Annotated in this window: 19 protein-coding genes and 2 pseudogenes; 8 read left to right on the plus strand and 13 right to left on the minus strand. The window is 25.8% G+C overall.

The genetic code is table 11. From position 1 onward, the window contains the following. Window positions 1–296: 296 nt before the first annotated feature. The gene (locus NGI68_RS00695) at window positions 297–770 is read left to right on the plus strand and encodes a hypothetical protein (protein ID WP_251859559.1); all 474 of its coding nucleotides are present in this window, start codon (window positions 297–299) and stop codon (window positions 768–770) included. A gap of 47 nt (window positions 771–817) precedes the next feature. Here the strand turns inward: NGI68_RS00695 and NGI68_RS00700 are convergent, their stop codons facing one another. Continuing rightward, the gene (locus NGI68_RS00700; RefSeq protein ID WP_251859560.1) at window positions 818–1,798 is read right to left on the minus strand and encodes a tyrosine recombinase XerC; all 981 of its coding nucleotides are present in this window, start codon (window positions 1,796–1,798) and stop codon (window positions 818–820) included. A gap of 932 nt (window positions 1,799–2,730) precedes the next feature. Here NGI68_RS00700 and NGI68_RS00705 point away from each other — a divergent pair. Beyond that, window positions 2,731–3,069: a HesB-like protein gene (locus tag NGI68_RS00705; protein WP_251859561.1), complete on the plus strand. Its 339-nt coding sequence runs from the start codon at window positions 2,731–2,733 to the stop codon at window positions 3,067–3,069. A gap of 142 nt (window positions 3,070–3,211) precedes the next feature. Here NGI68_RS00705 and NGI68_RS00710 read toward each other — a convergent pair whose 3' ends face one another. Together NGI68_RS00710 and NGI68_RS00715 are read right to left on the minus strand one after the other, a co-directional pair. Continuing rightward, window positions 3,212–3,412, minus strand: a complete 201-nt coding sequence (locus tag NGI68_RS00710; protein WP_251859562.1) for an alpha/beta-type small acid-soluble spore protein — start codon at window positions 3,410–3,412, stop codon at window positions 3,212–3,214. Between the two features lie 52 nt (window positions 3,413–3,464). Continuing rightward, window positions 3,465–3,665 (minus strand): alpha/beta-type small acid-soluble spore protein, encoded by a 201-nt coding sequence (locus NGI68_RS00715; RefSeq protein ID WP_251859563.1) that lies wholly within the window; start codon window positions 3,663–3,665, stop codon window positions 3,465–3,467. 709 nt (window positions 3,666–4,374) lie between these two features. On the opposite strand from NGI68_RS00715, the gene NGI68_RS00720 reads away from it, so the two are divergent. Both NGI68_RS00720 and NGI68_RS00725 read left to right on the plus strand, forming a co-directional pair. Beyond that, entirely contained in the window at window positions 4,375–5,733 is a 1,359-nt protein-coding gene (locus NGI68_RS00720) for a YjiH family protein (protein WP_251859564.1), read from the plus strand. 435 nt (window positions 5,734–6,168) lie between these two features. Continuing rightward, complete coding sequence (locus tag NGI68_RS00725; protein WP_251859565.1) at window positions 6,169–6,684, plus strand: ferritin; 516 nt, start codon at window positions 6,169–6,171, stop codon at window positions 6,682–6,684. Between the two features lie 266 nt (window positions 6,685–6,950). Here NGI68_RS00725 and NGI68_RS17195 read toward each other — a convergent pair. From NGI68_RS17195 to NGI68_RS00755, 5 genes and pseudogenes are all read right to left on the minus strand, one after another. Then, window positions 6,951–7,879 (minus strand): annotated as a pseudogene (locus tag NGI68_RS17195) (glycoside hydrolase family 73 protein). Between the two features lie 339 nt (window positions 7,880–8,218). Continuing rightward, window positions 8,219–9,193, minus strand: coding sequence for a DUF5050 domain-containing protein (locus NGI68_RS00740; protein ID WP_502799367.1), 975 nt, complete (start codon window positions 9,191–9,193; stop codon window positions 8,219–8,221). Between the two features lie 25 nt (window positions 9,194–9,218). Next, complete coding sequence (locus NGI68_RS00745; RefSeq protein WP_251859569.1) at window positions 9,219–10,664, minus strand: DEAD/DEAH box helicase; 1,446 nt, start codon at window positions 10,662–10,664, stop codon at window positions 9,219–9,221. A gap of 185 nt (window positions 10,665–10,849) precedes the next feature. After that, window positions 10,850–11,686, minus strand: a complete 837-nt coding sequence (locus tag NGI68_RS00750; RefSeq protein WP_251859570.1) for a CvfB family protein — start codon at window positions 11,684–11,686, stop codon at window positions 10,850–10,852. Window positions 11,687–12,028: 342 nt separating this feature from the next. Further along, a complete protein-coding gene (locus tag NGI68_RS00755) occupies window positions 12,029–13,276 on the minus strand; it encodes a DEAD/DEAH box helicase (protein ID WP_251859571.1) in 1,248 nt (415 codons plus the stop codon). Window positions 13,277–13,538: 262 nt separating this feature from the next. Between NGI68_RS00755 and NGI68_RS00760 the strand changes: the two genes are divergently transcribed. After that, window positions 13,539–14,432, plus strand: coding sequence for a chemotaxis protein (locus NGI68_RS00760; protein ID WP_251859572.1), 894 nt, complete (start codon window positions 13,539–13,541; stop codon window positions 14,430–14,432). 114 nt (window positions 14,433–14,546) lie between these two features. Here the strand turns inward: NGI68_RS00760 and NGI68_RS00765 are convergent, their stop codons facing one another. After that, entirely contained in the window at window positions 14,547–15,404 is an 858-nt protein-coding gene (locus NGI68_RS00765) for a ferredoxin-like domain-containing protein (RefSeq protein WP_251860180.1), read from the minus strand. Between the two features lie 327 nt (window positions 15,405–15,731). Here NGI68_RS00765 and NGI68_RS00770 point away from each other — a divergent pair, with 327 nt between their 5' ends. After that, the gene (locus NGI68_RS00770; RefSeq protein WP_251859573.1) at window positions 15,732–17,312 is read left to right on the plus strand and encodes an ABC-F family ATP-binding cassette domain-containing protein; all 1,581 of its coding nucleotides are present in this window, start codon (window positions 15,732–15,734) and stop codon (window positions 17,310–17,312) included. Window positions 17,313–17,392: 80 nt separating this feature from the next. Here the strand turns inward: NGI68_RS00770 and NGI68_RS00775 are convergent, their stop codons facing one another. The 3 genes from NGI68_RS00775 to NGI68_RS00785 all read right to left on the minus strand — a co-directional run bounded on the left by NGI68_RS00775 (window position 17,393) and on the right by NGI68_RS00785 (window position 21,001). Further along, on the minus strand, window positions 17,393–19,396 hold the full coding sequence (locus NGI68_RS00775) for a methyl-accepting chemotaxis protein (protein WP_251859574.1): 2,004 nt from the start codon (window positions 19,394–19,396) through the stop codon (window positions 17,393–17,395). A 453-nt stretch (window positions 19,397–19,849) separates the two neighbouring features. Continuing rightward, a complete protein-coding gene (locus tag NGI68_RS00780; RefSeq protein WP_251859575.1) occupies window positions 19,850–20,809 on the minus strand; it encodes a carbohydrate kinase family protein in 960 nt (319 codons plus the stop codon). A gap of 36 nt (window positions 20,810–20,845) precedes the next feature. Beyond that, complete coding sequence (locus tag NGI68_RS00785; protein WP_251859576.1) at window positions 20,846–21,001, minus strand: hypothetical protein; 156 nt, start codon at window positions 20,999–21,001, stop codon at window positions 20,846–20,848. Between the two features lie 268 nt (window positions 21,002–21,269). Here NGI68_RS00785 and NGI68_RS00790 point away from each other — a divergent pair. After that, window positions 21,270–21,801: pseudogene (locus tag NGI68_RS00790) on the plus strand (amidase domain-containing protein). 176 nt (window positions 21,802–21,977) lie between these two features. Here NGI68_RS00790 and NGI68_RS00795 read toward each other — a convergent pair. Beyond that, on the minus strand, window positions 21,978–22,985 hold the full coding sequence (locus NGI68_RS00795; RefSeq protein WP_353505336.1) for a DUF6414 family protein: 1,008 nt from the start codon (window positions 22,983–22,985) through the stop codon (window positions 21,978–21,980). Window positions 22,986–23,559: 574 nt separating this feature from the next. On the opposite strand from NGI68_RS00795, the gene NGI68_RS00800 reads away from it, so the two are divergent. Further along, window positions 23,560–24,939 carry a peptide MFS transporter gene (locus tag NGI68_RS00800; protein ID WP_251859578.1) on the plus strand — a complete coding sequence of 460 codons (1,380 nt, stop codon included), beginning with the start codon at window positions 23,560–23,562 and terminating at the stop codon, window positions 24,937–24,939. Window positions 24,940–25,010: the final 71 nt, after the last annotated feature.

Below are 25,010 nucleotides of genomic sequence, written 5' to 3' on the forward strand. Positions count from 1 at the left end.
AATTATACCATAAAAATGGAAAGCTGCAAACTTATGTTCAAATAAATTATAATATATATGTATAAAGGTAAATATTTTTTTATAATGCGCAGAAACTATATTTTTGTTATAATAGTAAGGACATTCTATAAGGGATGTTAGCTTATTATAATTTATATATAATACTATTTATATAAATAGTATCTTGTATATTTTTATTAAGCAAATAACATTATAATAATGTTAAAAAACGCCAATAATATAATCAGTTTATAATTTATAATAATATGCCATAAAGAAAGGTAGAGTGTAAATATATGAACAGAGAAACTTGTATTTTTGATTATACTAAAAAATGTACTAACTGCGGACAATGCGAAGTCTGTGATTTAGACTCCAATAAAAAATGTGATAATTGTGGAGAATGTTTACAGAGAGAGGGAATAGATACTAATGCTATACAGATTGATGATATAAAAGAAGATAAAAATTTTGTAAATAAAGATGATCTAGAAAAAGTTCTAAAAGAAGATGAGGAAGAATTAGAAAGTTCAAAACAGTTAGAAGAAGATATAAAAAATGATTTTTTAAATGAATCAGAGTTATTAAAGGATTATGATGAAGATTTTAAGGAGCAGGGACTATATGCAATAGAAAATATAGATGGAGTACAAATAGAGTACATAGATGATGTAGATGGATTAGGTGAACTTATAGAGGATGAATCTAGATTAAAAAAAGTAGCTTATGAAGAGTTCCCAGGACTTATAAAAATCAGAGAAGATAAATAAATTCAAGTGAAATTCATTATCATTTAATAAATGATAATGAATTTTATTTATTCATCACTCAAAGGATTAGATTTAATTGCCTCTCTTAATCTATCATTATCTACATGAGTATAAATTTGAGTAGTAGATATATTTTCATGTCCTAATATCATTTGCAAGCTCCTTATATCAACATCTCCATACTTATACATTAATGTAGCAGCTGTATGCCTTAATTTATGAGGAGAATATTTCTCTGTATCTAAACATGCTTTTTTTAAATATTTTTTTACTAACATTTCTACAGACCTTTTATTTATCCTTGTATAATTTTTACTTAAAAACAGAGCATCTTTATCTATTATTTTTTCTCCCATATCTTTTCTTGCTATTAAATAATTATTTAAAGTATTGATGCAAGCTTTATTAAGATATACAGTTCTTTCTTTATTTCCTTTACCTATAACAGTTAACACATCATTTTTAATATTAGATATATTTATACCACATAGTTCTGAAAGTCTTAAACCGCAATTTAAAAACATAGTTATTATACATGTATCTCGTTCTTTAAACCTTCCATCTATAACTGATAAAAGTCTTTTGCTTTCATCTAATGTTAAATATACAGGATTTCTTTTGCTTATTTTAGGACTTTCTAGTTCTAGTGCAGGATTCTCATTTATAATTTTAACTTTTCCTTGTAAAAATCTAAAAAATGATTTCAAAGTAGCTACCTTCCTAGCTTTAGCATAACTGCCATTATTTCTATAGTTTTCGACGAACGATATGAATGCAAACAAATCAGATAAAGATATATTCTTAATAATGTTATCATCTATATCTTTTATTTCTATGTCATTAAAATCTGTTTCTCCAGAAATCATATTTTTATATAATTTTAAAAATCTAAAAAACATAATTAAATCTAATTTGTAACTTTCAATTGTATTTTCAGATTTTCCTTTTATTGTCCTAAGATAATTTAAAAAATCATTTAATCTTTGTGGAAAATTTGAATTATATAATTGTTGAATATTATATTTCATTGAAAATATGTACCTCCTTATCCTAAAAATAACAACAACTTCGCGAAATTTATACTTCGCGAATATAATATTCTATAAAAAGGGGTGAAAATCCTTCTTTTTTATTAATATATTTATGTACATATTATATATTAAATGCTTTATACATAATATACTTATGAATGAACTGAACTTTAAGCCTGGGCTTATAAGATTGTCCCATGTAGAACAATAATATGAACGAAAACTAAACTTAACGAATTCTTTGATCTCTATAAAACCCTACTCTATTTTATAATTTCATATCAATTGATATATATTATCAATTATTTTGAATATTTTTGTTTATAATTATATATCTATACAATTTAGTTTTTCAACAACATGTGTAAAAATTTGGTATCAATTATGAATTTGATTTTAATTCACAATATAGTATTTTTATTGTGGAAACATATTATTGCATTTTTTACCATGGTTTTAATTTAAAACGAATAATGCATTTATTTGTATAATAAAGAATTATATTTTATTCTACACTAAATTATACTTATAATTAATTTTATTTTTATATAATATTATTTTAGATTTATTGTATACATAACTAAATTCTTATTGGTAATTATTTATAATAATGATAACATATAGAATTATTTATTAATATCAAATCATTACATATTTATATGATATTAAATTATTATTTATTACTTTTATAAAATGAACCATAAAATTGAATATATTATAAACATAAATTATTCAATACATTTAGAAAGTGTCAAAACAAGGAAAAGAAATTCTATATATCTAACATTCAATGTAAATTTTATTTATATACATGTTTGTATATTGAAAAATATTATAATTTATAATATTATTATATTATTATATCCAATATAATTATATGAAAATCTATTTATTACTTTCATTTTATATACATTAAAGGAGATGTTTATATGATGCCAATAAAAATGAGCGATTTAGCTTATAAAGAATTTAAAAAATTTATAGAAAAAAACGAAATAGGTTCAAACACATTTAGAATATTTCTAGATGGTAATGGATGCGGAGGCCCGATTTTTAATATATCTTTAGGCGAACAAACTAGCGAAGATTTATTATCCCCTATTGGAGAATTAATATTTTTAGTAGATAAAAATCTTTTTTCACAGTTTGGAGGATTCACATTACAATGTTCAGAAGAAAATGGCACAGACGCATTTACTATACTTCCTGTAATACAGCCAGAAGAAAATAATTGTTCAAGTTGTTCAAGTTGTTCAAGTTGCAACTAAGTATTATAATTTATATAAAATTTAAATTAGTATTAATAAATGGAAGAGGAATCATATAAAAAGTAATTTTATATGATTCCTCTTATTAATTTTACTTTGTTCTATATTAATGTGTCTGGTGTAATATAATTATTTTTAACTATTATAGGTTTCTTTCATAAGCTTCAACCATTTTTTTAACCATGTTTCCGCCTACATATCCATTTTGTCTGGAAGTTAAATTTCCTTTATCCATAGCATCATAGTTTGCTATTCCTACTTCGTTAGCAACTTCCATTTTTAATTGATTTAATCCCTTTTGTGCTTCTGGTACTACTAAATTATTAGAATTTCTATTTGCCATGATATATTACCTCCTTATACACTTATCTTATATACTTATTTTATTATTTGGATTATAGATTTCTTTCGTAAGCTTCAACCATTTTTTTAACCATGTTTCCACCTACATAACCATTTTGTCTTGAAGTTAAGTTTCCTTTGTCCATTGTATCATAGTTTGCTATTCCTACTTCGTTAGCAACTTCCATTTTTAATTGGTTTAATCCTTGTTGTGCTTGTGGCACTACTAAATTATTAGAATTTTTGTTTGACATAAATATTACCTCCTATTTATTTATCTTTTGTTTTATTTATGCTTTATTAAGTTTTGTATTATAAGTATGTGTAATTTTAGATTTATTATTATATAAAACTATAGGTAATTATGATTATTATTTACTTTAAATGCATATATTTCATATATGATTTAATGTAATAAATTTTAAAAAAATAAAGAGCATTTGCTCTTTATCAAATACACATTAATATACTTTTATATTTAATCTTTAAAATATATTAATTTAAAAAGGAAATTATTATATAACATATAAATAAATTCTATTAATAACCCCATTTATATAACTAGCAATATTTATACCAATACATCAAGCACTAAAATGGAAATGATTTTGTGTTCTAATCTCAAGATATTACAAATAGAATATCTTGAGATTATATTTATGTTTGTTGCATTTCGATACACTGTATATAAATTATAAATTTATTATTTAACTTAGTTTTTGTAAATTTATAATTAATTTAGCAAATGTATAAATTTTCAGAAAAATACAACTTTAAAACTTTCACCCTATATTTTGCAATAATAAAAATACTTATATGTGTATGATTATTCAACAATATATTAATTATTCATTTTATAAGTTGAAATAGATGGCTTGCATCCATTGAGCTTACTTGATTTTTTTATAATTATACATTATAATTTAAGCTGATATTGATTAAAATTGTAAAGGGGATGTCATTTTGGAAAATCAGAAAAACAATGGATATTCATTTAATGAATTATTCAAATTTATTTTCCCTTCTTTAATAGGAATTATACTATTCATAATACCTATTTCTTATGATAGGGAAATAACAATACCTATTGCTGTACTTTCAAAAATTGTACTAGCTTCATTGGGTAGCATATTACCTCAAGTTATGTCAGTTATTATATGTATTACTTTCATAGGTACAGCAATTACTAAGATATTTAAACCTAAATCTATTGTAGAAAACAAATTTTTTAACAATTTATTTAATGTATCTACTATATGGTTATTGGCCAGGGTATTAGGTTTCATATTTATCATTTCCGCACTTTTTAAAGTAGGACCTGAATGGATATGGTCTAAAAATACAGGAGGACTAGTACTTTACGATCTACTTCCAATTTTATTTTCAGTATTTATATTTGCAGGAATGTTGCTTCCTTTATTATTAGATTTTGGTTTGTTAGAATTTGTAGGCGCATTACTTACTAAGGTAATGAGACCAATATTCAATTTGCCGGGACGTTCTTCTATAGATTGTATCGCATCTTGGCTTGGAGATGGCACTATAGGAGTGCTGCTTACTAGCAAGCAATATGAACAAGGCTACTATAGTGAAAGAGAGGCCGCAGTTATAGGTACAACTTTTTCAGCAGTCTCTATAACATTTAGTTTAGTTGTAATTTCTCAAGTTAAGCTTGCACATATGTTCGTACCATTTTATTTAACAGTTTGTTTATCTGGTATAATAGCAGCTATATTAATACCTAGAATACCCCCACTTTCAAGAAAGCCAGATAGATATGTAACTGGAGGAGACGGAAATAATATAGAAGTTCTTCCAGAAGGTTATACTCCTTTCACATTTGGACTTGAAAGAGCTGTTACTAAAGCTGGAAGTAATAATGATGTACTTAATTTTTTCAAACAAGGCTCACAAAATGTATTAGATATGCTTTTAGGTGTAACACCAGTAGTTATGGCCATGGGAACATCAGCACTTATATTAGCCGAATATACTCCTCTATTTAAATGGCTAGGTCTTCCTTTTATCCCATTGTTAAATTTATTAAGAATACCAGAAGCCGCTTTAGCATCACAAACTATTGTAGTTGGCTTTGCAGATATGTTTTTACCTTCAGTTATTGCAGCCACTATACCAAACGAAATGACAAGATTTATAATAGCTTGCCTTTCAGTTACTCAATTAATATATATGTCTGAAGTAGGAGGGCTTTTATTAGGATCTAAAATACCCGTTAAATTAAAAGATCTAATTATTATATTCCTAGAAAGAACTCTAGTAACTCTCCCTATTATTACTTTAATAGCTCACATATTATTTTAATATGCCTTTAAGAAACATATATTAAATATAACTTATTAAACAAAAATCAGCACTTATTTAGATTTATAAGTGCTGATTTTTGTTTAATAAGTTTAGACTTACAAATTGCTTCTGTTATAGCTTTTCTTTGATCTTCTATTCCATTCATCTCTTAAGTTTTCATATAAAGATATGATCTAAGCTTTTTATAGATGCATAATAATTTTGTTATTGCAATAGCCTTTTTATAATAAAAACACTTGAATTCATTACAATATAACTTTACTAAATATACTTAAGTTTTTTGCATATATTTGTTGAATTATAGCTCTATTTGTTGATTCACTGATTATATTAATATATAATTGGTATATAAGATTAAAACTTGCACATTATAGTAATAATTATAATAGATATATTTGTTAATTACTAAATTTATTTATAGGAGGAAATTTTATGTTAAGCGAAAAATTACTAAAAGCTTTAAATGATCAAATAAACTTTGAATTCTACTCATCTTATACTTACTTAGCAATGGCTTCTTATGCTGAATCAGAAGATTTGGCTGGATTTGCTAATTTTTTTAGGATTCAAGCTCAAGAAGAGATATTCCACGCTATGAAATTTTATGACTATGTAAACCAAATGGGCGGAAGAATAATACTTGAAAAAATAGATCAACCTAAAGTTGAATATAAAACTATACTAGAATGTTTTGAAGATGGGTTTAATCATGAAAAAATAGTTACAAATAGAGTATACAATTTAACTGACATTGCTACAGAAGAAAAAGAACATGCTACTATAAGTCTTTTAAAATGGTTTATAGATGAACAAGTAGAAGAAGAAAACAACTTTAATACTATAATTAGAAAATTAAGAAGATCAGAATCTAATCCAGCAGTACTATATATGCTAGATGATGAACTAGCTACAAGAGTTTTCACTCCTCCAACAAATATTGGAGCTTAGAACATTTAATTTAATATAAAATATATTTTCTATCTATTGATTTGTTTTAATTTTAAAATGTTTTTATTAAATTTTACATATGAAACTCTGTATTATGATAATTATATTATTAATAGAGAGTTTTATATTTTTTTATTGTATTTATAGCACTAAATTAATTATTAATGCTATATTTTTTAGTTTACTTTATAGTAGTATTAACATAATAAATATTATGTTAATACTACTATAAATAAAGAAATAAGCAACTAAAATTAATTAATTGCTTATAATTCACTTAAATCCTCTTGAGTATTACTATCTATTAATTGCAAATTATATTCCCTTATAATCTTTCCAAGCAAATTACTATATAATAAATTACCTTTCTTATCTTTTTTAGTACTATATCCTGCCTTTTCTATAGCTTTAGCTTGTGTTTTATATTCTGTAGATCTAAAAACTTTATTTTCTTTATATCTTTTATTGTTAAGTAAAAAATTAGCATAATCTCTTATAGACTCATCTTTAGATTTATACTGTCTAAAATTATCTTTTATTTCATCATTATAGTTTTCTGAAGTTTCCATATTCAGCACCTTCCCTTTCCAAGAAGGTGTAGCCTTAATTCCAAATAAATTATTCCCCTTTTTACTAAGCTCTGATCTTCCCCAATCTGATTCTAAAATAGCTTGGCCTATAGTTATAGATGGCAAAATTCCATAATCATTATATAGTTGCTTGGCTACAGGTGTTAATTCATTTATAAATTTATTCTTATATTTATCAGGTGTTATAGGAGATACATCATTTAATCTACGTAAATATTTATAAGCCTTCTTTTTTCATCTTTATTAAGTCTCATTTTATTTATGACTTCATCTAAACTCAACAGTCTATAGTTAGTATTTTTAAATTTTCTATCATTTGTTATCTCTAAAAATTTATTTCCTAATATTTTTGAATTACTTATATTAGTTTTAGAAAAATCTTCTTTATTTTTAACCACATCTAAAGCGGCTATATATTTCCAATTAATTTGCAACTTACCTTGGCTAATTTCATCTGCAGCTCTGATATACACATTCATTGCATTATCTGGTATAAATCTTTCTTGATTTCTAGTTAAACTTACTAAATTAAATATTATAAAAATACTAAAACCTAATAATAACAATAATAGTATTTTTGTAAATACAGTCATCATCTTTCTCATAAAATCCTCCACAGTTCTCTTATATAAATATATATGTGTCTATAAAAATTATTATATCAAAAATTAATATCAAATCTACGGAAAAGTATTTAAAAAATCAATATTAATAAATATATAAGAAAATCTTCAATTATTAATTATTTTGCATATTTTATTATTTTTACTTTAAGTATATTTACATAATATTTATTCCGGTAACTATTTTATTTTTAATATAAAAATTAATTGATTTTAAGCTTTATTATTAAATATAAAAAGAGAAAAGAGAGTAGAATTTTTTATATTTAAAAATTCTTAACTCCCTTTTTTATATTTAATAAACGTTACATTAATTTATAACTATTCTAAATAAAGCTTATATATCTTCTCTTGGTTATCCAAAGTATTATAATAAATTTCACCATCTAAGATATTTATATAGTTAATTGATTTTTTACTTAGTTTAATTCTATAACTACCATCTAAATTTATCTTATATAATGCATTGTTATCATTATTGTCTACATAGTATATATTATTGCCATATCCGTTTATATTTGATATATTACCTGAATATAATAATTTATTATCACTTCCATCTATACAGATTGTGTACAGATTTCCATTAGAAATATAGTATATATACTTTCCTATTATATTCATTTGACTGCAAGAAAGAGTGTTTAATTTTATTTTGCTAGAACCATCTGTTCTAATTTTATATATAGATGAATTATCTTCATAATTTGAATAATATATAAACTCTCCTGAAACGATAAACTGAGAATCTGCTCTCCATTTACCGCCTGATACTACTTGACTATAAGCGGATCCATCTATTTTTATTTTATATATACCACCCTGACTTTTATCAAAATAATATATAAAGTCATTATATATAGTCATATAAGATGGAGCAGCGGATTTGATTATTTTCTCTTCACTACCATCTTTTTTTATTCTACATAAATCTCCATTACTTACATAGTATATATATTCTCCATATATATTTAAAAAATCAGCAGAATTGCTAGAAAGTTGTTTATCTTCCGCTCCATTTATCTTATTTCTATATATTTTACCGTTCCCATTTTCTTTATTCACACAGTATATATACTCATTATCCTTTGCAATAAATCCCTTATTTAATATATTACCTGATGAATTACCCATGCCATAAGGAATTTCTCCATTTACCTTTAGCGTTAATTTAACCTCACCATTATATCCCTCTACAGTGCCTATATAAGTATATATTCCTGGTTTTGATATATCTATATTATTTTCTTTCGAATGTACATTACAACTCTCCCTATTGCTATCACTCATTAACACTTCTACAGTATTAAGAATACTATATCTATTTTAATGCTTTCTGAATTTTAACTTTTTTCCCTTTTATTTTCATATCTTCACTATACTTAAGTACTATAGCTCCCTTCCCTTCTAATATATCCACATAAGAATGATTATCTTGTATGTCTATTATACCTATATTGTCTACATTAACACCTTCTATACTAGTTATAGCACCTACAATGTCTCCTGCTCTAATCTTTTTCTTTCTTCCTGCGCTTATATATATTTTAGTAATGCCCTTTTGATTATTGTTAACTTTTGGAGCCTTTATTTTAATCCTATTCTTAATATTTTCTTCAAATATTTTTTTACCCTTACCTACTTCTTCTACAGAAGGTTCTTTCTTTTTAGTTATTTCTTTTTCTATATAATCTTCTATATCTTTTAAAAATCTAATTTTATTAGGCTCTATGAATGTTATGGCCACTCCTTCTTTTCCAGCTCTTCCTGTTCGTCCTATTCTATGAACATAGCTTTCTTTTTCATATGGCATTTCATAGTTTATAACGTGACTTATATCTTGTACATGAATACCTCTAGATGCTACATCTGTGCATACTAAAAACTGAAATTGTCCTTGTTTAAATTTTTTCATAGTTTCTAATCTATCCTTTTGTTCCATTCCACCATGTAACCCAATAGCATTAAAACCTTTTTTTTTCATATTTTTTAAGACTTCATCTACCTTTTCTCTTGTATTACAAAATATAATAGAATTATCTACCACTTCTTTATATATTATTTTTTGCAAAAGAGACAACTTGTTTTTTCCCTCTACCTCATAATAAGATTGATTTATGGTTGTTGTAATCATATTTTCTGGATTTATATTAATTTTTTCTGGATTCTTCATATACTTTTTACACAAATTTTCTATTGTATCTGGTATAGTAGCAGAAAATAGCATAGTTACTCTATCCTTAGGCAATTTTTTTATAACAGTTTCCACCTGATCTATAAATCCCATATTAAGCATTTCATCTGCTTCATCCAAGATAAAATATTTTATATTTTTTAAATTTAAGTTTTCTTTTTCTATATGATCTAATATTCTACCAGGAGTGCCTACAACTAAATGCACTCTTTGTTTTAATGCTCTCTTTTGAAGACTCATGGGTTGTTTACCAAAAATGGCTGTACATCTTAGTCTTTTATATAACCCTATGCTGGATATTTCCTCCTTAATTTGAAGAGCCAATTCTCTAGTGGGCGTAAGAACTAATACTTGAGGGTCCTTTTCTTCTAACTCTAGTTTTTCGCAAACAGGTATACCAAAGGCCGCAGTCTTCCCGCTACCAGTTTCTGATTTTACTATAATATCCTTGTCATTTAATATTAGTGGTATAACTTGCTTTTGAACTTCCGACGGATTTTTGTAGCCTAATTGTCCTAGTGATCTTAGTATTTCGTCACTTAATTCATAATTTTTAAAACTTAATTCATTCATAGCTTTAACCTCATTTTATTTAATATAATTATTTATTTTATTGCATATATTTCCATATTCATATTCTTAAGTAAATGTATTTAGTCAAATGTGTTACTTATTAAGTTTAACATTAACATAGATTAGATTAATTAAATAAAAGCATCTACCCTTGGCTATGTCCAATATAGTAGATGCTTTATCTTTTATTTAAGCTTAATACCATTTTCAATAAATTCTATTTTACCTTCTTTTAAAAGCCTTCCTACTGACCTTTTAAATGCATTTTTACTCATATTTAAAAGTTGTTTTATGGCTATTGGATTACTATTATCGTTTAAATAAAGCTTTCCTCCATTAGAATTTAATTTTTCTAAAATAACATCTGCATCCTCATCCATTTGTTTATATGCTTTTTTTCTAATGCTTAAATCTAGTTTTCCATCTTCTTTAACTTTAGTTACTCTAGCCTCAACTTTATCTCCATATCTAAACTTTCCGTATAATTCATTCTTAGGTATAAGTCCATGATACTCGTTATCTACAGCAACAAAAGCTCCTAGGTCTCTCTTTATATCGTATATAAACCCTTTAATCTCGTCATTTTCTTTATAAGGAGATTCTGTGCTTAACACCCTGTATACATTCATGCTAGCACATAATCTATCACTTTTATCTATATATAAATAAACCAAACATTCTTTTTCTTCTTGTATAGGATAAGTCTGCTCTTTAAAAGGCAGAAATAAATCTCTTTCTAATCCCCAATCTAAAAAAGCTCCCATTTTTGTTTTTTCTATAACCTTCAACGGAGCAATTTCTCCAATAGTTATCTTAGGCTTATTTATGGTAGCTATCAGTCTGTCTTCTGAGTCTCTATAAACAAATACTTCTACCTCATCCCCTACTTTAGCTTCTTTAGGCACTTGTTTTCCAGGTAATAGTATGTCATTTTCGCTTTTATCCTCTTTAGAATTTAAATATACTCCCATAGGGGCCTCTCTTATTATTTCTAGACTTTGTATTTCTCCTAATTTTATCATAATGCACCTTCTTTATTTTTAAATTTAATCCTACTTAGTTAAGATAATAATTTTGCAAATCATTAAAATATTTATATAATCTATAATTTCAACTAAATTTATTTTCCTTTATAAGTATAACTTATATATTATAGCATATAATTCTTGTGTTTTTAATTATTTTATTACAGTCTATCTATAGTTTATATAAATATATATTATTTTATACTTAATATACTTTAATAATTGTTTATGAAACCACCTCTATATTTTTTTATATCATATCTCTAATTTATTAATCTATCTATATTTTTTAGGAATTAAAGCAACAGAGGAATTTTATTTTAAAATCCCTCTGTTGCTTTAATTCCTTTTATTTTTATTCTTAGATTTACTAATGGAATTATTTTTCTTATTTTTATTAATTGAAACAAATTTATTCTTCCTATTTTGTGGATGAAAATTTTCTTTTTTGCCACTAATAAGTTTTCCTTTATACAATTGTTTTTCTTCTATATTAATATTAAATTCTCTTTCATATTTTTTTATTAATGTTTTTTCCTTTTCTGTTACTATAGAAATAGCAGTCCCTTTGTTAGAAGCTCTTCCCGTTCTCCCTACTCTATGTAAATATTCTTTAGGATTTTCAGGTAAATCTAAATTAAATATATAATTCACATCTTCTATATCAAGGCCTCTAGCTGATAAATCCGATGAAACTAGTATCTGAATCTTCCCTAATTTAAAATCTTCTAATGCTTTCTTCCTTTGTTCCTTTTCAGCAGAGCCATATATTCCATAGGCTTTAATGTTATGATATTGAAGTTTTAATGTAGTTAATTCTATTTCTTCATTTTTATTTATAAATACAATTGCTTTTTTAGGGTTAGTTGCTGCTATAAGCTTTCTTAGAGTTTCAATTCTTTCTCTATGCTCACCAACAATACATAAATGCTTAATATTTTCATTTACAGTATTTTTTTCTTTAACTTTTACTACTTTAGGATCCTTCATTAGATCCTTTGCAACATTTAAAGTAGATTCATTTATTGTAGCAGAAAATAGCATAAGTTGCCTCTCTCTTAATGTTGTTTTTATTACATCCTTAACTACTTTTACGTTATTTTTGTCTAAAAGCCTATCTCCCTCATCTATGACTATAGTTTTAACTGTATGAGCAGTTATTTTTCTCTTTTTTATAAGCTCTAATATTCTTCCTGGAGAGCCTACAATAATGTGTGGCTTTTCCTTTAATTTTTCAATCTGCCTTTTTATATTTACCTCTCCTATTATGGCCATAGATTTTAAACTTATGTTTGAACTTGAACTTATATTTTTTATTTCATTATTTATTTGCATAGCTAATTCATGAGTGGGAGCCAATATAATAGCTTGCATTTCTTTATTCTCTGTATTTATTTTTTCAAATATAGGCAATAAATAAGCTAAAGTTTTTCCAGTACCTGTTTCTGATTGTGCTATTATATCTTTATTTTCAATAGCTAATGGTATAGCTTTTTGTTGGATTTCTGTAGGTATATTTATATTTAGTCTTTTTAATCCTTCAGTCAATTTGCCATTTAAATTTAATGCATGAAATGAATTACTCATAAGATTCTCCTTTATATTAATATATCTAAATATATTTATCATTAAAAACTTATATAAGTTTAAACTCAGTATATGATTTTGTCAAGAAAGTAATGGATTTAATATATTAGATAAAATTACTATTTTATATTATAATTAATATAGTATAAAGTAATTAAATTTATTATAGAAAATGAAATATAAAGTAATTTTTTTTATAAACGAAATATTCTATAAGTAAAATATAATGATTTTGCTATAATCCAGAAAGTGGGGTAATAAAATGGAATCTAATATATTATTAGAATCTGGTACAGGAGAAGTAGAAATAATAGAATTTTTAGTTAATGATAAGCATTATGCTATCAATGTTATAAAAGTAAAGGAAGTAATAGAAGTAGATAGCGTAACTAAGGTACCTCAAAGCGATCCTGCCATAGAAGGGCTAATTTTATGTAGGGAAAAAATTCTTCCACTAATAGACCTTTCCTATATATTAGGTCAAAAAAGCTCTTCAAAAGGGAAATTTAAGACAATTATATGTGAATTTAATATGGTTAATGTAGCTTTTAAAATAGATGAAATAGTAGCTATTCATAGAATAGGCTGGGAAAAAATATTAAAGCCAGATGATATATCTGCTAATCCGTTAGTTATAGGAAATATACTATTAAATGATAAAATCATACTATTATTAGATTTTGAAAAAATAGTTACAGATATAAATCCAAGTACAGGTATAAGTGAAGAAAAAATAGTTAATGTAGATTATAAAGATAGATCTCATATTAAGGTGTTTTTAGCTGATGATTCTTCCTTAGTAAGAAAACTTTTGAAAGATACACTTAACAAAGCTGGATTTAAAAAACTAACTATATTTGATGATGGAAAGCAAACATTAGATTCATTGCTTGAATTAGCAGACAAAAAAGGTGAGAATTTTACAGAAGATGTTCAGATTCTTATTACAGATATAGAAATGCCTCAAATGGATGGTCATACTCTTACAAGAAAAATAAAAGAACATCCAATACTAAAGAAACTTCCTGTTATAATATTTTCTTCTTTGATTACTAAAGATTTAAAGCATAAAGGAGCTTCTGTAGGAGCTGATGAGCAGCTGAGCAAGCCAGATATTGGTGAATTAGTGACTATAATAGATAATTATATAGACTAAATAATTAGTAATTACTAAAATATTGAAACAAAGATTTTATTAGTATTATAAAAAATATGTTTTGTTGATATATTAAAATAAAGATAGATATAGGAAATAATCCTATATCTATCTTTATTTTAATATAGCCTCTTCTATCTTCTTAAAGCCAACTCTTTCTACCATTTTGGCTAATCTTTCCCCTGGGTTTGCCATGTCACTATACACATTAAAAATTTTCTGTACCAGATCTGGTATTTCTTCTTCTTTAAATAATCCTGTCAATTTATTTCCTATTCTATGTTCTCTACCAAATCTTCCTCCTAAGAATATTTGCAATCCTTGTCTCTTAATACTCATAGCTTTAAAAGGACAGACCTTAGCACATTCTCCGCAATTTACACATAAATCTTTTTTATATATTAATTCATCATTCTTTATACTAATAGCTTTTTGTCTACAGAATTTAGTACATATACCACATGATTTACACTTTTCTTTATTAAGCTCTACATGTGCTTGTCCCATAATTCCTATATCATTTATAGATGCTTTAGCACAATTATTAGGACATCCTACTAAAGCTATTTTAAATTTTGATGGCAATTCATAACCAAAGTATTTATCGTGAAGTTTAGAACAAAGTTTTTGTGTATCGTACAATCCATGAATACAAACAGTACCCTTGCAGGCTACTAAAGGTCTTACTTTTTTACCAGTACCTCCATGGATCATATTATTACATGTTATTTCCTTTTTAACTGCTTCTATATCTTCATACTTAATCCATGGTATTTCTGTAGCTAATCGTGTAGTTACACCTAAATATCCTTTTCCATAATTATCTGCTATCTCTGCCAATTTCACAATTTGTTTGGATGTAAAATTGCCTGCTGTACTTAATATTCTTACAGAAAAATAACCCTCCTGTTTCTGAGCCAAAAAACCCTCACCTTTAAGTCTAGAAATTTCATTTTTATTTATCATTTTAATTGTTTTACCTTAAACTAGCTCTTTATAATTATAACTATTATTAGTGCTTATATTAGGTTTAATTATAATATAACTATAAAACAGCTAATTATTAAAGCAAAATTTCACCTACCCTCTTATAATTCTCAATTATAATATTACTATAATTTGACAAGATAATAAAATACTTATTTAATTATATGTATAATAATAAAATACTTATATATTAAGTTCTATAAAATACTTCTTTGAAATTTTCTAAGTATTAATAAATAAATTCTTTTTAAATAGGCTATTTTATGGTATAATGTCGCGAGAACATAAATTTTAGTAAAGGATGGTATAAGCTTGATTACAGTAACAAATTTAAGTTTAAGATACGGGGATAAAAAACTTTTTGAAGATGTAAATATTAAATTCACACCTGGCAATTGCTACGGTGTTATAGGTGCAAATGGTGCAGGTAAAAGTACTTTTTTAAAAATTTTATCTGGAGAAATAGATGCAAATACTGGGGATGTTTCCATAAAACCTGGTGTTAGAATGTCTATTTTAAAACAAGATCACTTTAAATATGATGAATTTCCTGTTTTAGAAACAGTAATAATGGGTAATGAAAGACTTTATGAAATAATGAAAGAAAAGGATGCTATATATGCTAAAACGCCTTTTACAGACGAAGATGGAATAAAAGCTTCTGAACTAGAGGGAGAATTCGCAGAATTAAATGGTTGGGAAGCTGAAGCTGAAGCTTCTTCACTACTACAAGGTTTAGGTATAGGAACAGAACTTCACGAAAAAGATATGAAAGATCTATCCGGTAGTGAAAAGGTAAAAGTATTACTTGCTCAAGCTTTATTTGGAAACCCTGGAGTTCTTATACTGGATGAGCCTACTAACCATTTAGATATAAAATCTATTAATTGGCTTGAAGAATTCTTGATAAATTTTGAAGGAACAGTTATCGTAGTATCCCATGATAGATACTTCTTAAATAAAGTATGTACTCATATGGCAGATGTTGATTTTGTTAAAATTAAATTATATGTAGGAAACTATGATTTTTGGTATGAATCTAGTCAATTAGTTCTTCAAATGACTAAAGATCAAAATAAGAAAAAAGAAGAAAAAATAAAAGAACTTCAAGAATTTATTGCTCGTTTTAGTGCTAATGCTTCTAAATCTAAGCAAGCTACTTCTCGTAAAAAATTATTAGATAAAATTGAGTTAGATGACATACAACCATCTAGCAGAAGATATCCTTACATAGCCTTTAAGCCTGAAAGAGAAGTTGGTAATGATATATTAAGAGTAGAAGGTTTGACTAAAGCAATAGATGGAATAAAAGTATTAGATGATATAAGTTTCATAATAGGTAAAGATGATAAAATAGCTTTTGTAGGAGACGAATTATCTATAAGTACCTTATTTAAAATACTATCTGGTGAGTTAGAACCAGATAATGGTAAATTTAAATGGGGTATAACTATAACAACAGCTTATTTTCCAAAGGATAATTCTGAATACTTTAATGATGTAAATTTAAATTTAGTGGATTGGTTAAGACAATATTCAGAAGAAAAATCTGAAAGCTATCTACGTGGATTCCTAGGAAGAATGCTGTTTTCTGGTGAAGAAGCTTTAAAAGAAGTTAAGGTTTTATCTGGTGGAGAAAAGGTTCGATGTATGCTATCAAAAATGATGCTTAACAATGCTAATGTTCTTATATTAGATCAACCTACCAATCACCTGGATTTAGAATCTATAACTGCACTAAACAATGGTCTAATGGATTATAAGAGTAACCTATTATTCACTTCTCATGATCACCAATTTATACAAACAATAGCTAATAGAATTATAGAAGTATCATCTACAAAATTCATTGATAAAAAACTTACTTATGATGAATATTTAGAAAGTAAATAATAATTAATGAAACCTTGTAAATAAATATAATAAAAAACACTATCAACTGTTAAGAATGATAGTGTTTTTTATTAATAATTTTATTCCACTTTAAATTTATTCATTTCATTTAACATCCCTTGAGTCATTTCATTTAAGCTTTGAGCTGTATTAGCTACTTCTCCTGATGATGCACTCATTTCTTCAGAAGATGCAGATATTTCTTCTGCTGAAGCTGATATTTCCTGTGATATAGATGCTATAGTCTCTGATTTATTTAAAATTTCATTTTTATTCTTTTCTATAGTATTAGCTGAATCATTTATATTCATTATTTTAGGTATCATATTTGTTACAGCTTCTGATATTTCCATGAAAGAATTCATAGCTTCATCTGCATTAGATTTTTGACCGTTTAATTTTTCATTTACTTCTTTTGAGCTTCTAACCATATCTGTAGTGTTATCTAAAACACCGTTTACTATCTTGTATATATCCTCTGAGGACTTTCTACTCATTTCAGCAAGCTTTCTTATTTCATCTGCTACCACTGCAAATCCTTTTCCTGATTCTCCTGCCCTTGCAGCTTCTATAGCAGCATTTAACGCTAAAAGATTAGTTTTTTCTGCTATATCATTTATAAGATTAGTTATTTCATTAATCTTTTGTACATTAGATTCCATTGTAAATATTTTTGTTTCAAAATCTTCAAATACATTAGTTAATATTTCTATAGAATTTAAAAGTTCTTTCATATCTTTGTTACTAACATTAGCTTTACTATCTATTTCCTTAGATATTATGTCTATTTCTTTTATATTATTTACTGTAGAATTTATCTTTTCACTGAAATCATTTAGCATAGATACTATTTCTGCTAAAGCTTCTGCTTGATTAGATGCTCCACTAGCTACCTCCTGTATAGCTGTTGATACGTTTTCTGTAGTAGCTGTAAATTCTTCTGATATAGCTGCTAAGTTATTTGCTTTATCATCTATATTGAAGGAACTTCCCTTTAAGCTCTTTATCATACCACCTATAGAAATAACTGTTTTAGATAAAGCTCTTGCCATGTGCCCTAACTCATCCTTTTCTTTTTCCATATCGCTATCTATATTATTTGTTAAGTCTCCTGTAGCTACTATATTTAAACTATCTCTCATAGCCATTAATTTATTTGATATTTGTGTAGAAACAATCCATATACAAACTAAAGCTATTCCTATTCCTAAAATAGCTAATATAATTATATTTCTTGTAATCTGTGATACTTCTTTTAGGACTTCAGATTTAGGCGCATATATAGCTACAGACCATCCCGTACTTTTCATTGGACTATAACTTATATATTTTTCAGCTCCTTTATATTTATATTGTCCGATACCTTCCTTACCTTCAGTCATAGCCTTTTCTATATTTGCAATAGGTTTTAATTCAGGATTTTTCTCAGAATCTCTCATACTGTTCTCACTTTTAATAACAGATTCCTTATTTTGATGAGCTATAACTGTTCCAGTATCATCTATCATATAAGCTCCTCCAGATTGTCCTACTTTTATGCTATTTGAAATATTACTTATATCATTTCCATCTCTTATAGCTGTAAGAGCTCCTACAGTATTTTCTCCATTCTTAATTGGTACTGCATAAACTATAACTACTCTTCCATCAACCTTGCTTACTATGGGTTCAGATATAGAAGTCTTTCCTTTCATTGCCTGTTTAAAATAAGGTCTATCTTTTATACTTACTTTACTACCATCCGTTTGAATAGAATTACCTTTCTTATCTGCTATTCCCATTTTTATATGTCCATGTAATTTAATTTCATCTTGTAAAATGGCCTTCTTTTTATCAAAAGATATCTTATTATCTTTTATAATAGAATTGCTAGATAATGTCTCTAAAGATTCTATTTTGCTATTCATACTTTCCTCTATACTTTTAGACACCTGCCTGCTTACTTCTAGCATAAGACTTGAAGCTTTATTTTCTATCATTTTTTTACACATAAAATATGTAGTAAATGATATTACAATAAAAATCACTAAAAAAATCGACAGAAAATAAGTAAGCATTTTTCCTCTCATTGTCTTAAATTTCATTTATTATTCCTCCTATAAAATATACTTATTATATCCACTATATTATTCGGTGTTTTTCTTATAAATCTTTACAATAGATTAATTATTTTAAAATAATTGCAAAACAATTATTTATATTAGTTATAAAATGTCATTTAATTTAAGGTAATCCTTTTCTTGTAGAAAATTTTGTAATAATTACGTATATTTACACACACTGAAAACTAATAAAAAAAACAGTATGTTACTTCAACTAGTGTTTTTTACATTATAAATCATAATTTCTATTTCAATATAAATTTATCATCTGTTATATATTATTTATATCAACATTATATATTTATATTTTAAAACTTAGGCACAAAAAACTATGAATTATAGAACCAGAATCTATTAATTCATAGTTTTTTATATTTAAAATAAAATTTATCTTAAATATCTAATATGTAGTTAAATTATATAGCTATAATTTAATTATAAAATTTCTTGAGACCATTCAATGCTCTTTATGTTGTTTTTTACAATTTCATAACTCAAATCTGGATTTATAGTTTCTTCATGTTCTATAGTCAGATTAGCCATGGATATAGAAAATTTCACAGTTTCTTTTAAAGATAATTTATTCATATATCCATATGCTATACCAGCTACAAAAGCATCTCCAGCACCTGTAACATTTTTAACTGTTACATCATGAGCTTTTATTTTTCCTTCTTCAGTTTTATTTTTATAATATATACCCTCTGAGTCTAAGCTTATAAACACATTTTCTACACCTAATGATATAAAATATTGTCCTGCTTTTTTTAAATCTTCCATACTCTCTATTTTGAATCCAGATAGAACTTCAGCTTCATGTATATTTGGTTTTATAGTATGAAAGTATTTTATTAAATACTTTATATTCTTAGCTTTTTCAGCAGACACAGGATCCAATATAAACCTTGTTCTACCTTTAAACTTCTTTAATATATATTCCATTATTTTGGGATTATCCGAATCCAAAACAGTATATTCAGATTTTTCTATTATATGTTCCTTTGAATCTATAAATTCACAATTCATTTTATCAATACTTTTCATATCAGCTACTGCTGAAACCATTTCTCCATTTTGATCTAATATGGCCATATAAGTAGGCGTAGTACCGCCCTTTAATATAAGAGAATCTTCCATATCATAACCTATTTTTCTAGAATGCTCCAGCATGCATTTACCATTTTTATCTTCCCCTAATATAGATATAAATCTAGTATTAACTCCAACTTTTGATAGGTTTTCTGCTATATTTCTACAAACTCCACCAAAGGATATTTTTATTTTCCCAGGATTGGAATTATGAGTTCTATAATCACAGCAACTAAATCCAAAAATATCAACAACTGATGCTCCAAAAACTAAAACATAAGGTTTATTATTAAAGTAACAACTCATCTTTAGTAACCTCCACAATATAAATCTATGTATTATCTATTTATCAAATAGACCACCAGACTTTTTATTTCTGATAGCTTTTCTACTTCCTCCAATATTCTTTTGAGCTCTTAAATTAGAATTATTCTGTAGAGATTTCTTCTTATTTTTTTCTATTAATTCTTTCATTTTTTCTATGGCACTTTTCTTCATATTATTCTCCCTTTATTATAATTTCTATATTTATAACCATCACATACACTTTTCCCTTGATTATTATACTATTTTATTATAATTATGAACACCCCTATAATTAATAGTAAATATAATTCTTTGTATAAAATAAAAAATATATTAATATTTGTAAAATTTTATTCTTAAATATTTAGGTATATTATTATAAATTTCAATACCGTTCACTACAACAATTAAAATAGCATATCATATTAATTATAATCATTTAATGAGGTTTAAAACTATAATGACTTTAATAATGAAAAGTGAAAATAGATATTTAAGACGAAAGGCTGTAGATTATGCTGTAACTTATGCTCTAAATCCTAATCCTAAATACAGGTATTTCTCTATTAAAGACAATAATTGGCGATTGTACTAATTTTATTTCTCAATGCCTATTGGCTGGTGGAGCTCCAATGAATTATAATAGAGAATATCCATGGTGGTACAATTCTAAAAATACTATAAATATTATGGATGATACTTGGTCAATTTGTTGGGCCGTAGCTCATTCTTTATATTATTATTTAAAAATAAATCAAGAAAAAAATTCTTTTGGAGCAAAAGGTTTAGAGATTTATAACAAAAGTGATCTAGAAATTGGTGATTTAGTATTCTTTGAAGATACCAATCATCGCATATTTCATTCTGCAATAATTACCTCTTTTAATAATGGAGAACCTTTAATATCTCAACATACTTTTAATGATTTAAATATACCAATTAAAACTTCTATGAAATACATTAATCCACATTTTTTAAAGATAAGTTTATAGTTCATAATTTATCAACTTTAATAATTAAAGCTAACATTTAAGCTTTTATAAGCTTTCTGTTAGCTCTAATTACTCTTTATAAATAAAATTGATAAGTACCCCTACTAATCTTTTTAATGTAAAATTCCATTCTTATACAACATAGCATTTATACTTTTTATATAATTTCATATTCGCTATACATATATAGCAATGGGTATACCTTGAATAGCTGGCCCTTCTATAGTAGTCTTAATATTATCAAACGTTAAAATATCATTATTATTTAATAGGTTTAAATATGGAGTCATTGTAGTCAATAACTTATTGTAATAATTACTCATGCCTGTTTTTCTAAGTAGATCTATTTTATTTTTGTTTTCTGCCACTCTAAGTACTTTGCATAGAATTTTGCAATTACAATATGCTGCATCATACATATATGGACTTTCTTCTGAAAAATTATTTATGTTTAAACTTAATACTCCACTACAATTTTTAAGCCTCACCACCATATCTCTAGTATTATATTTCTTTAAATTTTCATTTAAAATTTTTAGTTCTTTTAATATAACTGTATAATTATTTATAGAGTTAATATTATTTATAGAGTTAATATTATTTATAGAGTTAATATTATTTTTAGTGTTTTCTAAAATTAAATTGTTTAATTTATTAATATCATAGCACTCTATAGTGTTTATTAAAGAATCTAATTGTGAAACTATACAGGAGCTATCCATATTTCCTTCAAATTCCACATAATCTCCACATTTTATATTATTATTTACAATATCTTGTTCCGTTATTTGTTTTATCATATTTTCATTCATCATCATATTCTTTAAATTATAAAACAAATGAAAAGTAGTATATATTTTAGTAACTCCAAATTCTTTTATATTAGTGTTTTTTCCATCTAAACTTCCCATAATACTAGATTCATCACTTATACAATCACTTTTCATTGATAATCTTTCTTTATCTTTATTGCATATACTTTTTTCTCTATTATGAAATTTATTTTTCTTTTTAGAGTACGTATTTTCATTTCTGAAATTTTTCTCCAGCTCTTTTTGTAATCTAACAGAGTCTGTTCTATCTGTAATATATTTTATACTTGTACTTTGTAAATAGCCATTTATTAAAATAGAATATAAATCCTGTATTAGCATCTTATTTAAATAAATAGGCATGGACATCATATATACTATCCCACCTTTAAATTATTCATACTATATAATATTAACACTTTATAATTTAGTTTACATATATAATATTTATTTTAGCAATTCTATTTCTATTAATAAGAATTTATTAATAAGAATAGTACATTATGGTAAATTCCAATAAATACCATATTATAATATATAATAATTGAACCTAATTTAAATAGAATAAGTATTTATCTTTCATAATCTAATACATTATTTTTTCAATTTGAGAATATAAATATTATATATATATTAATCATTCCACAAATTAAATGTTTTATATTATTTATAACTTTATTTTATAGTCTATTGATTTTAAACATTATTCCAGCTATTGTTTTTCATTATAATTTAACAAATATATATTTATTGCAAATGTGTTGATTTTTCCAATATTTAATAATATTATTATAATTAGATTATTAGAAATATATTACTATTTTGTAAATTATATTAAACAACAAATTATTGTTTGCTTAAACTTAATATTTTTAATTTTGTTATATATTAAGTTAATAACTTAATATTATATATTTATATTAATTTTAAACAAGGGGGCTTTAAAATGGCAAAAGATGCAAAATCAAAACATCCTTCAGGACTTTATGTCTGTGGGCTAACAGTTGCTTGGGAAAGATTTTCATTTTATGGTGTAAAATCTGTACTTATACTCTTCTTAGCAACTCAAATTATTAAAGGTGGCTTCGGCTTAAGCAAAGCAGATGCAGCATCTTTGGTATCTACCTATGCAGCACTGACTTATTTAGCACCAGTAATAGGTGGCTGGATTTGTGACCGTTATTTAGGAGCAAGATATTGTGTAATATTAGGTACTTTATTAATGGCTGCTGGTAACTTTGTTCTTTTCTTAAATCAGGGCAAGTTTGGGGTATACGCAATGATTATCTTTGTAACTATTGGTACTGGTTTCTTTAAAGGAAATCTAAATACAATGGTTGGTCTCTTGTACGATCAAAATGATTCTAAAAAAGATGGTGCATTCTCAATTATGTATTCATTTACAAATATAGGTGCAATGTTTGGACCTCTTTTATTTGGACTTTTTGCAGATCAAATTTTTTCTACAAAAGTTAATGGTCAAATAACTCATTATGGATATAAGGCTGTTTTCTTGGGTGGAGCCATAGCTTGTCTTTTATCAGGTCTATCCTTTGCCCTTGGCGTAAAAAAAACAATGGGGAATTCCGGCAAAATAGCAGCTGCTAAACTGGTTCCTACTGCAACAAGTAATACTAATAAAGAACAATCAACTACACCTTTAACAAAGGCTGAGAAAAATAGAACTATAGTTATATTTGTATTGACATTCTTTTCTATATTCTTTTGGACAGCTTATAATCAAGCATCCACATCTATAGCTCTATACACTAGAGATTTTATAGATATGAGTATAGGAAGCTTTACTATGCCAGTACCTTGGTTAGATTCATTCAATGGGTTTATGTGTGTTATATTAGGACCTATAATGTCTGCTCTTTGGATTAAACTTGAAAATTCCAAGAGAGGTGACTTAAACATAACTCAAAAAATGGCTCTTGGTTTTGTACTATTGGCCGTTGGTTTCGCATTTATGATATTCGCAGTATTGCAAAGAGGTGGTTCTTCTGACACTGCAATAAAAGCTAGTGTAATTTGGGTATTATTATTTTATGTATTACAAACCACTGGAGAAATGTGTTTCTCACCAATTGGAAACTCAATGCTTAATAGACTTGCACCACCTAAATACGCTTCAGTATTAATGGGAGTTTGGTTTTTAAGTACTTTTGCAGCTAATAAATTAGCTGGATACGGTCAAGCATTCATAGACAAATTAGGACCACTACAAGTTTTTATAGCCATTCCCGTAGCTCTTATAGCAAATGCTGTAATAATATTTGCACTTAATAAAAAATTAACTAATATGGCAGAACAATTTGATTAAAACAAAAATCCCACAGTAAAATGTGGGATTTTTGTTTTAATTATCTTTTAATTAATATTACAATTTAATAT

Origin of the sequence: Clostridium sp. Marseille-Q2269 (genome assembly GCF_943736985.1) — a bacterium.
GTDB lineage: Bacteria > Bacillota > Clostridia > Clostridiales > Clostridiaceae > Clostridium_F.

Coding starts and splice junctions, on each gene's coding strand:
- NGI68_RS00695 (WP_251859559.1), top strand. CDS start 297: ATGAACAGAGAAACTTGTATTTTTGATTATACTAAAAAATGTACTAAC.
- NGI68_RS00700 (WP_251859560.1), bottom strand. CDS start 1,798: ATGAAATATAATATTCAACAATTATATAATTCAAATTTTCCACAAAGA.
- NGI68_RS00705 (WP_251859561.1), top strand. CDS start 2,731: ATGATGCCAATAAAAATGAGCGATTTAGCTTATAAAGAATTTAAAAAA.
- NGI68_RS00710 (WP_251859562.1), bottom strand. CDS start 3,412: ATGGCAAATAGAAATTCTAATAATTTAGTAGTACCAGAAGCACAAAAG.
- NGI68_RS00715 (WP_251859563.1), bottom strand. CDS start 3,665: ATGTCAAACAAAAATTCTAATAATTTAGTAGTGCCACAAGCACAACAA.
- NGI68_RS00725 (WP_251859565.1), top strand. CDS start 6,169: ATGTTAAGCGAAAAATTACTAAAAGCTTTAAATGATCAAATAAACTTT.
- NGI68_RS00745 (WP_251859569.1), bottom strand. CDS start 10,664: ATGAATGAATTAAGTTTTAAAAATTATGAATTAAGTGACGAAATACTA.
- NGI68_RS00750 (WP_251859570.1), bottom strand. CDS start 11,686: ATGATAAAATTAGGAGAAATACAAAGTCTAGAAATAATAAGAGAGGCC.
- NGI68_RS00755 (WP_251859571.1), bottom strand. CDS start 13,276: ATGAGTAATTCATTTCATGCATTAAATTTAAATGGCAAATTGACTGAA.
- NGI68_RS00760 (WP_251859572.1), top strand. CDS start 13,539: ATGGAATCTAATATATTATTAGAATCTGGTACAGGAGAAGTAGAAATA.
- NGI68_RS00775 (WP_251859574.1), bottom strand. CDS start 19,396: ATGAAATTTAAGACAATGAGAGGAAAAATGCTTACTTATTTTCTGTCG.
- NGI68_RS00780 (WP_251859575.1), bottom strand. CDS start 20,809: ATGAGTTGTTACTTTAATAATAAACCTTATGTTTTAGTTTTTGGAGCA.
- NGI68_RS00785 (WP_251859576.1), bottom strand. CDS start 21,001: ATGAAGAAAAGTGCCATAGAAAAAATGAAAGAATTAATAGAAAAAAAT.
- NGI68_RS00795 (WP_353505336.1), bottom strand. CDS start 22,985: ATGATGTCCATGCCTATTTATTTAAATAAGATGCTAATACAGGATTTA.
- NGI68_RS00800 (WP_251859578.1), top strand. CDS start 23,560: ATGGCAAAAGATGCAAAATCAAAACATCCTTCAGGACTTTATGTCTGT.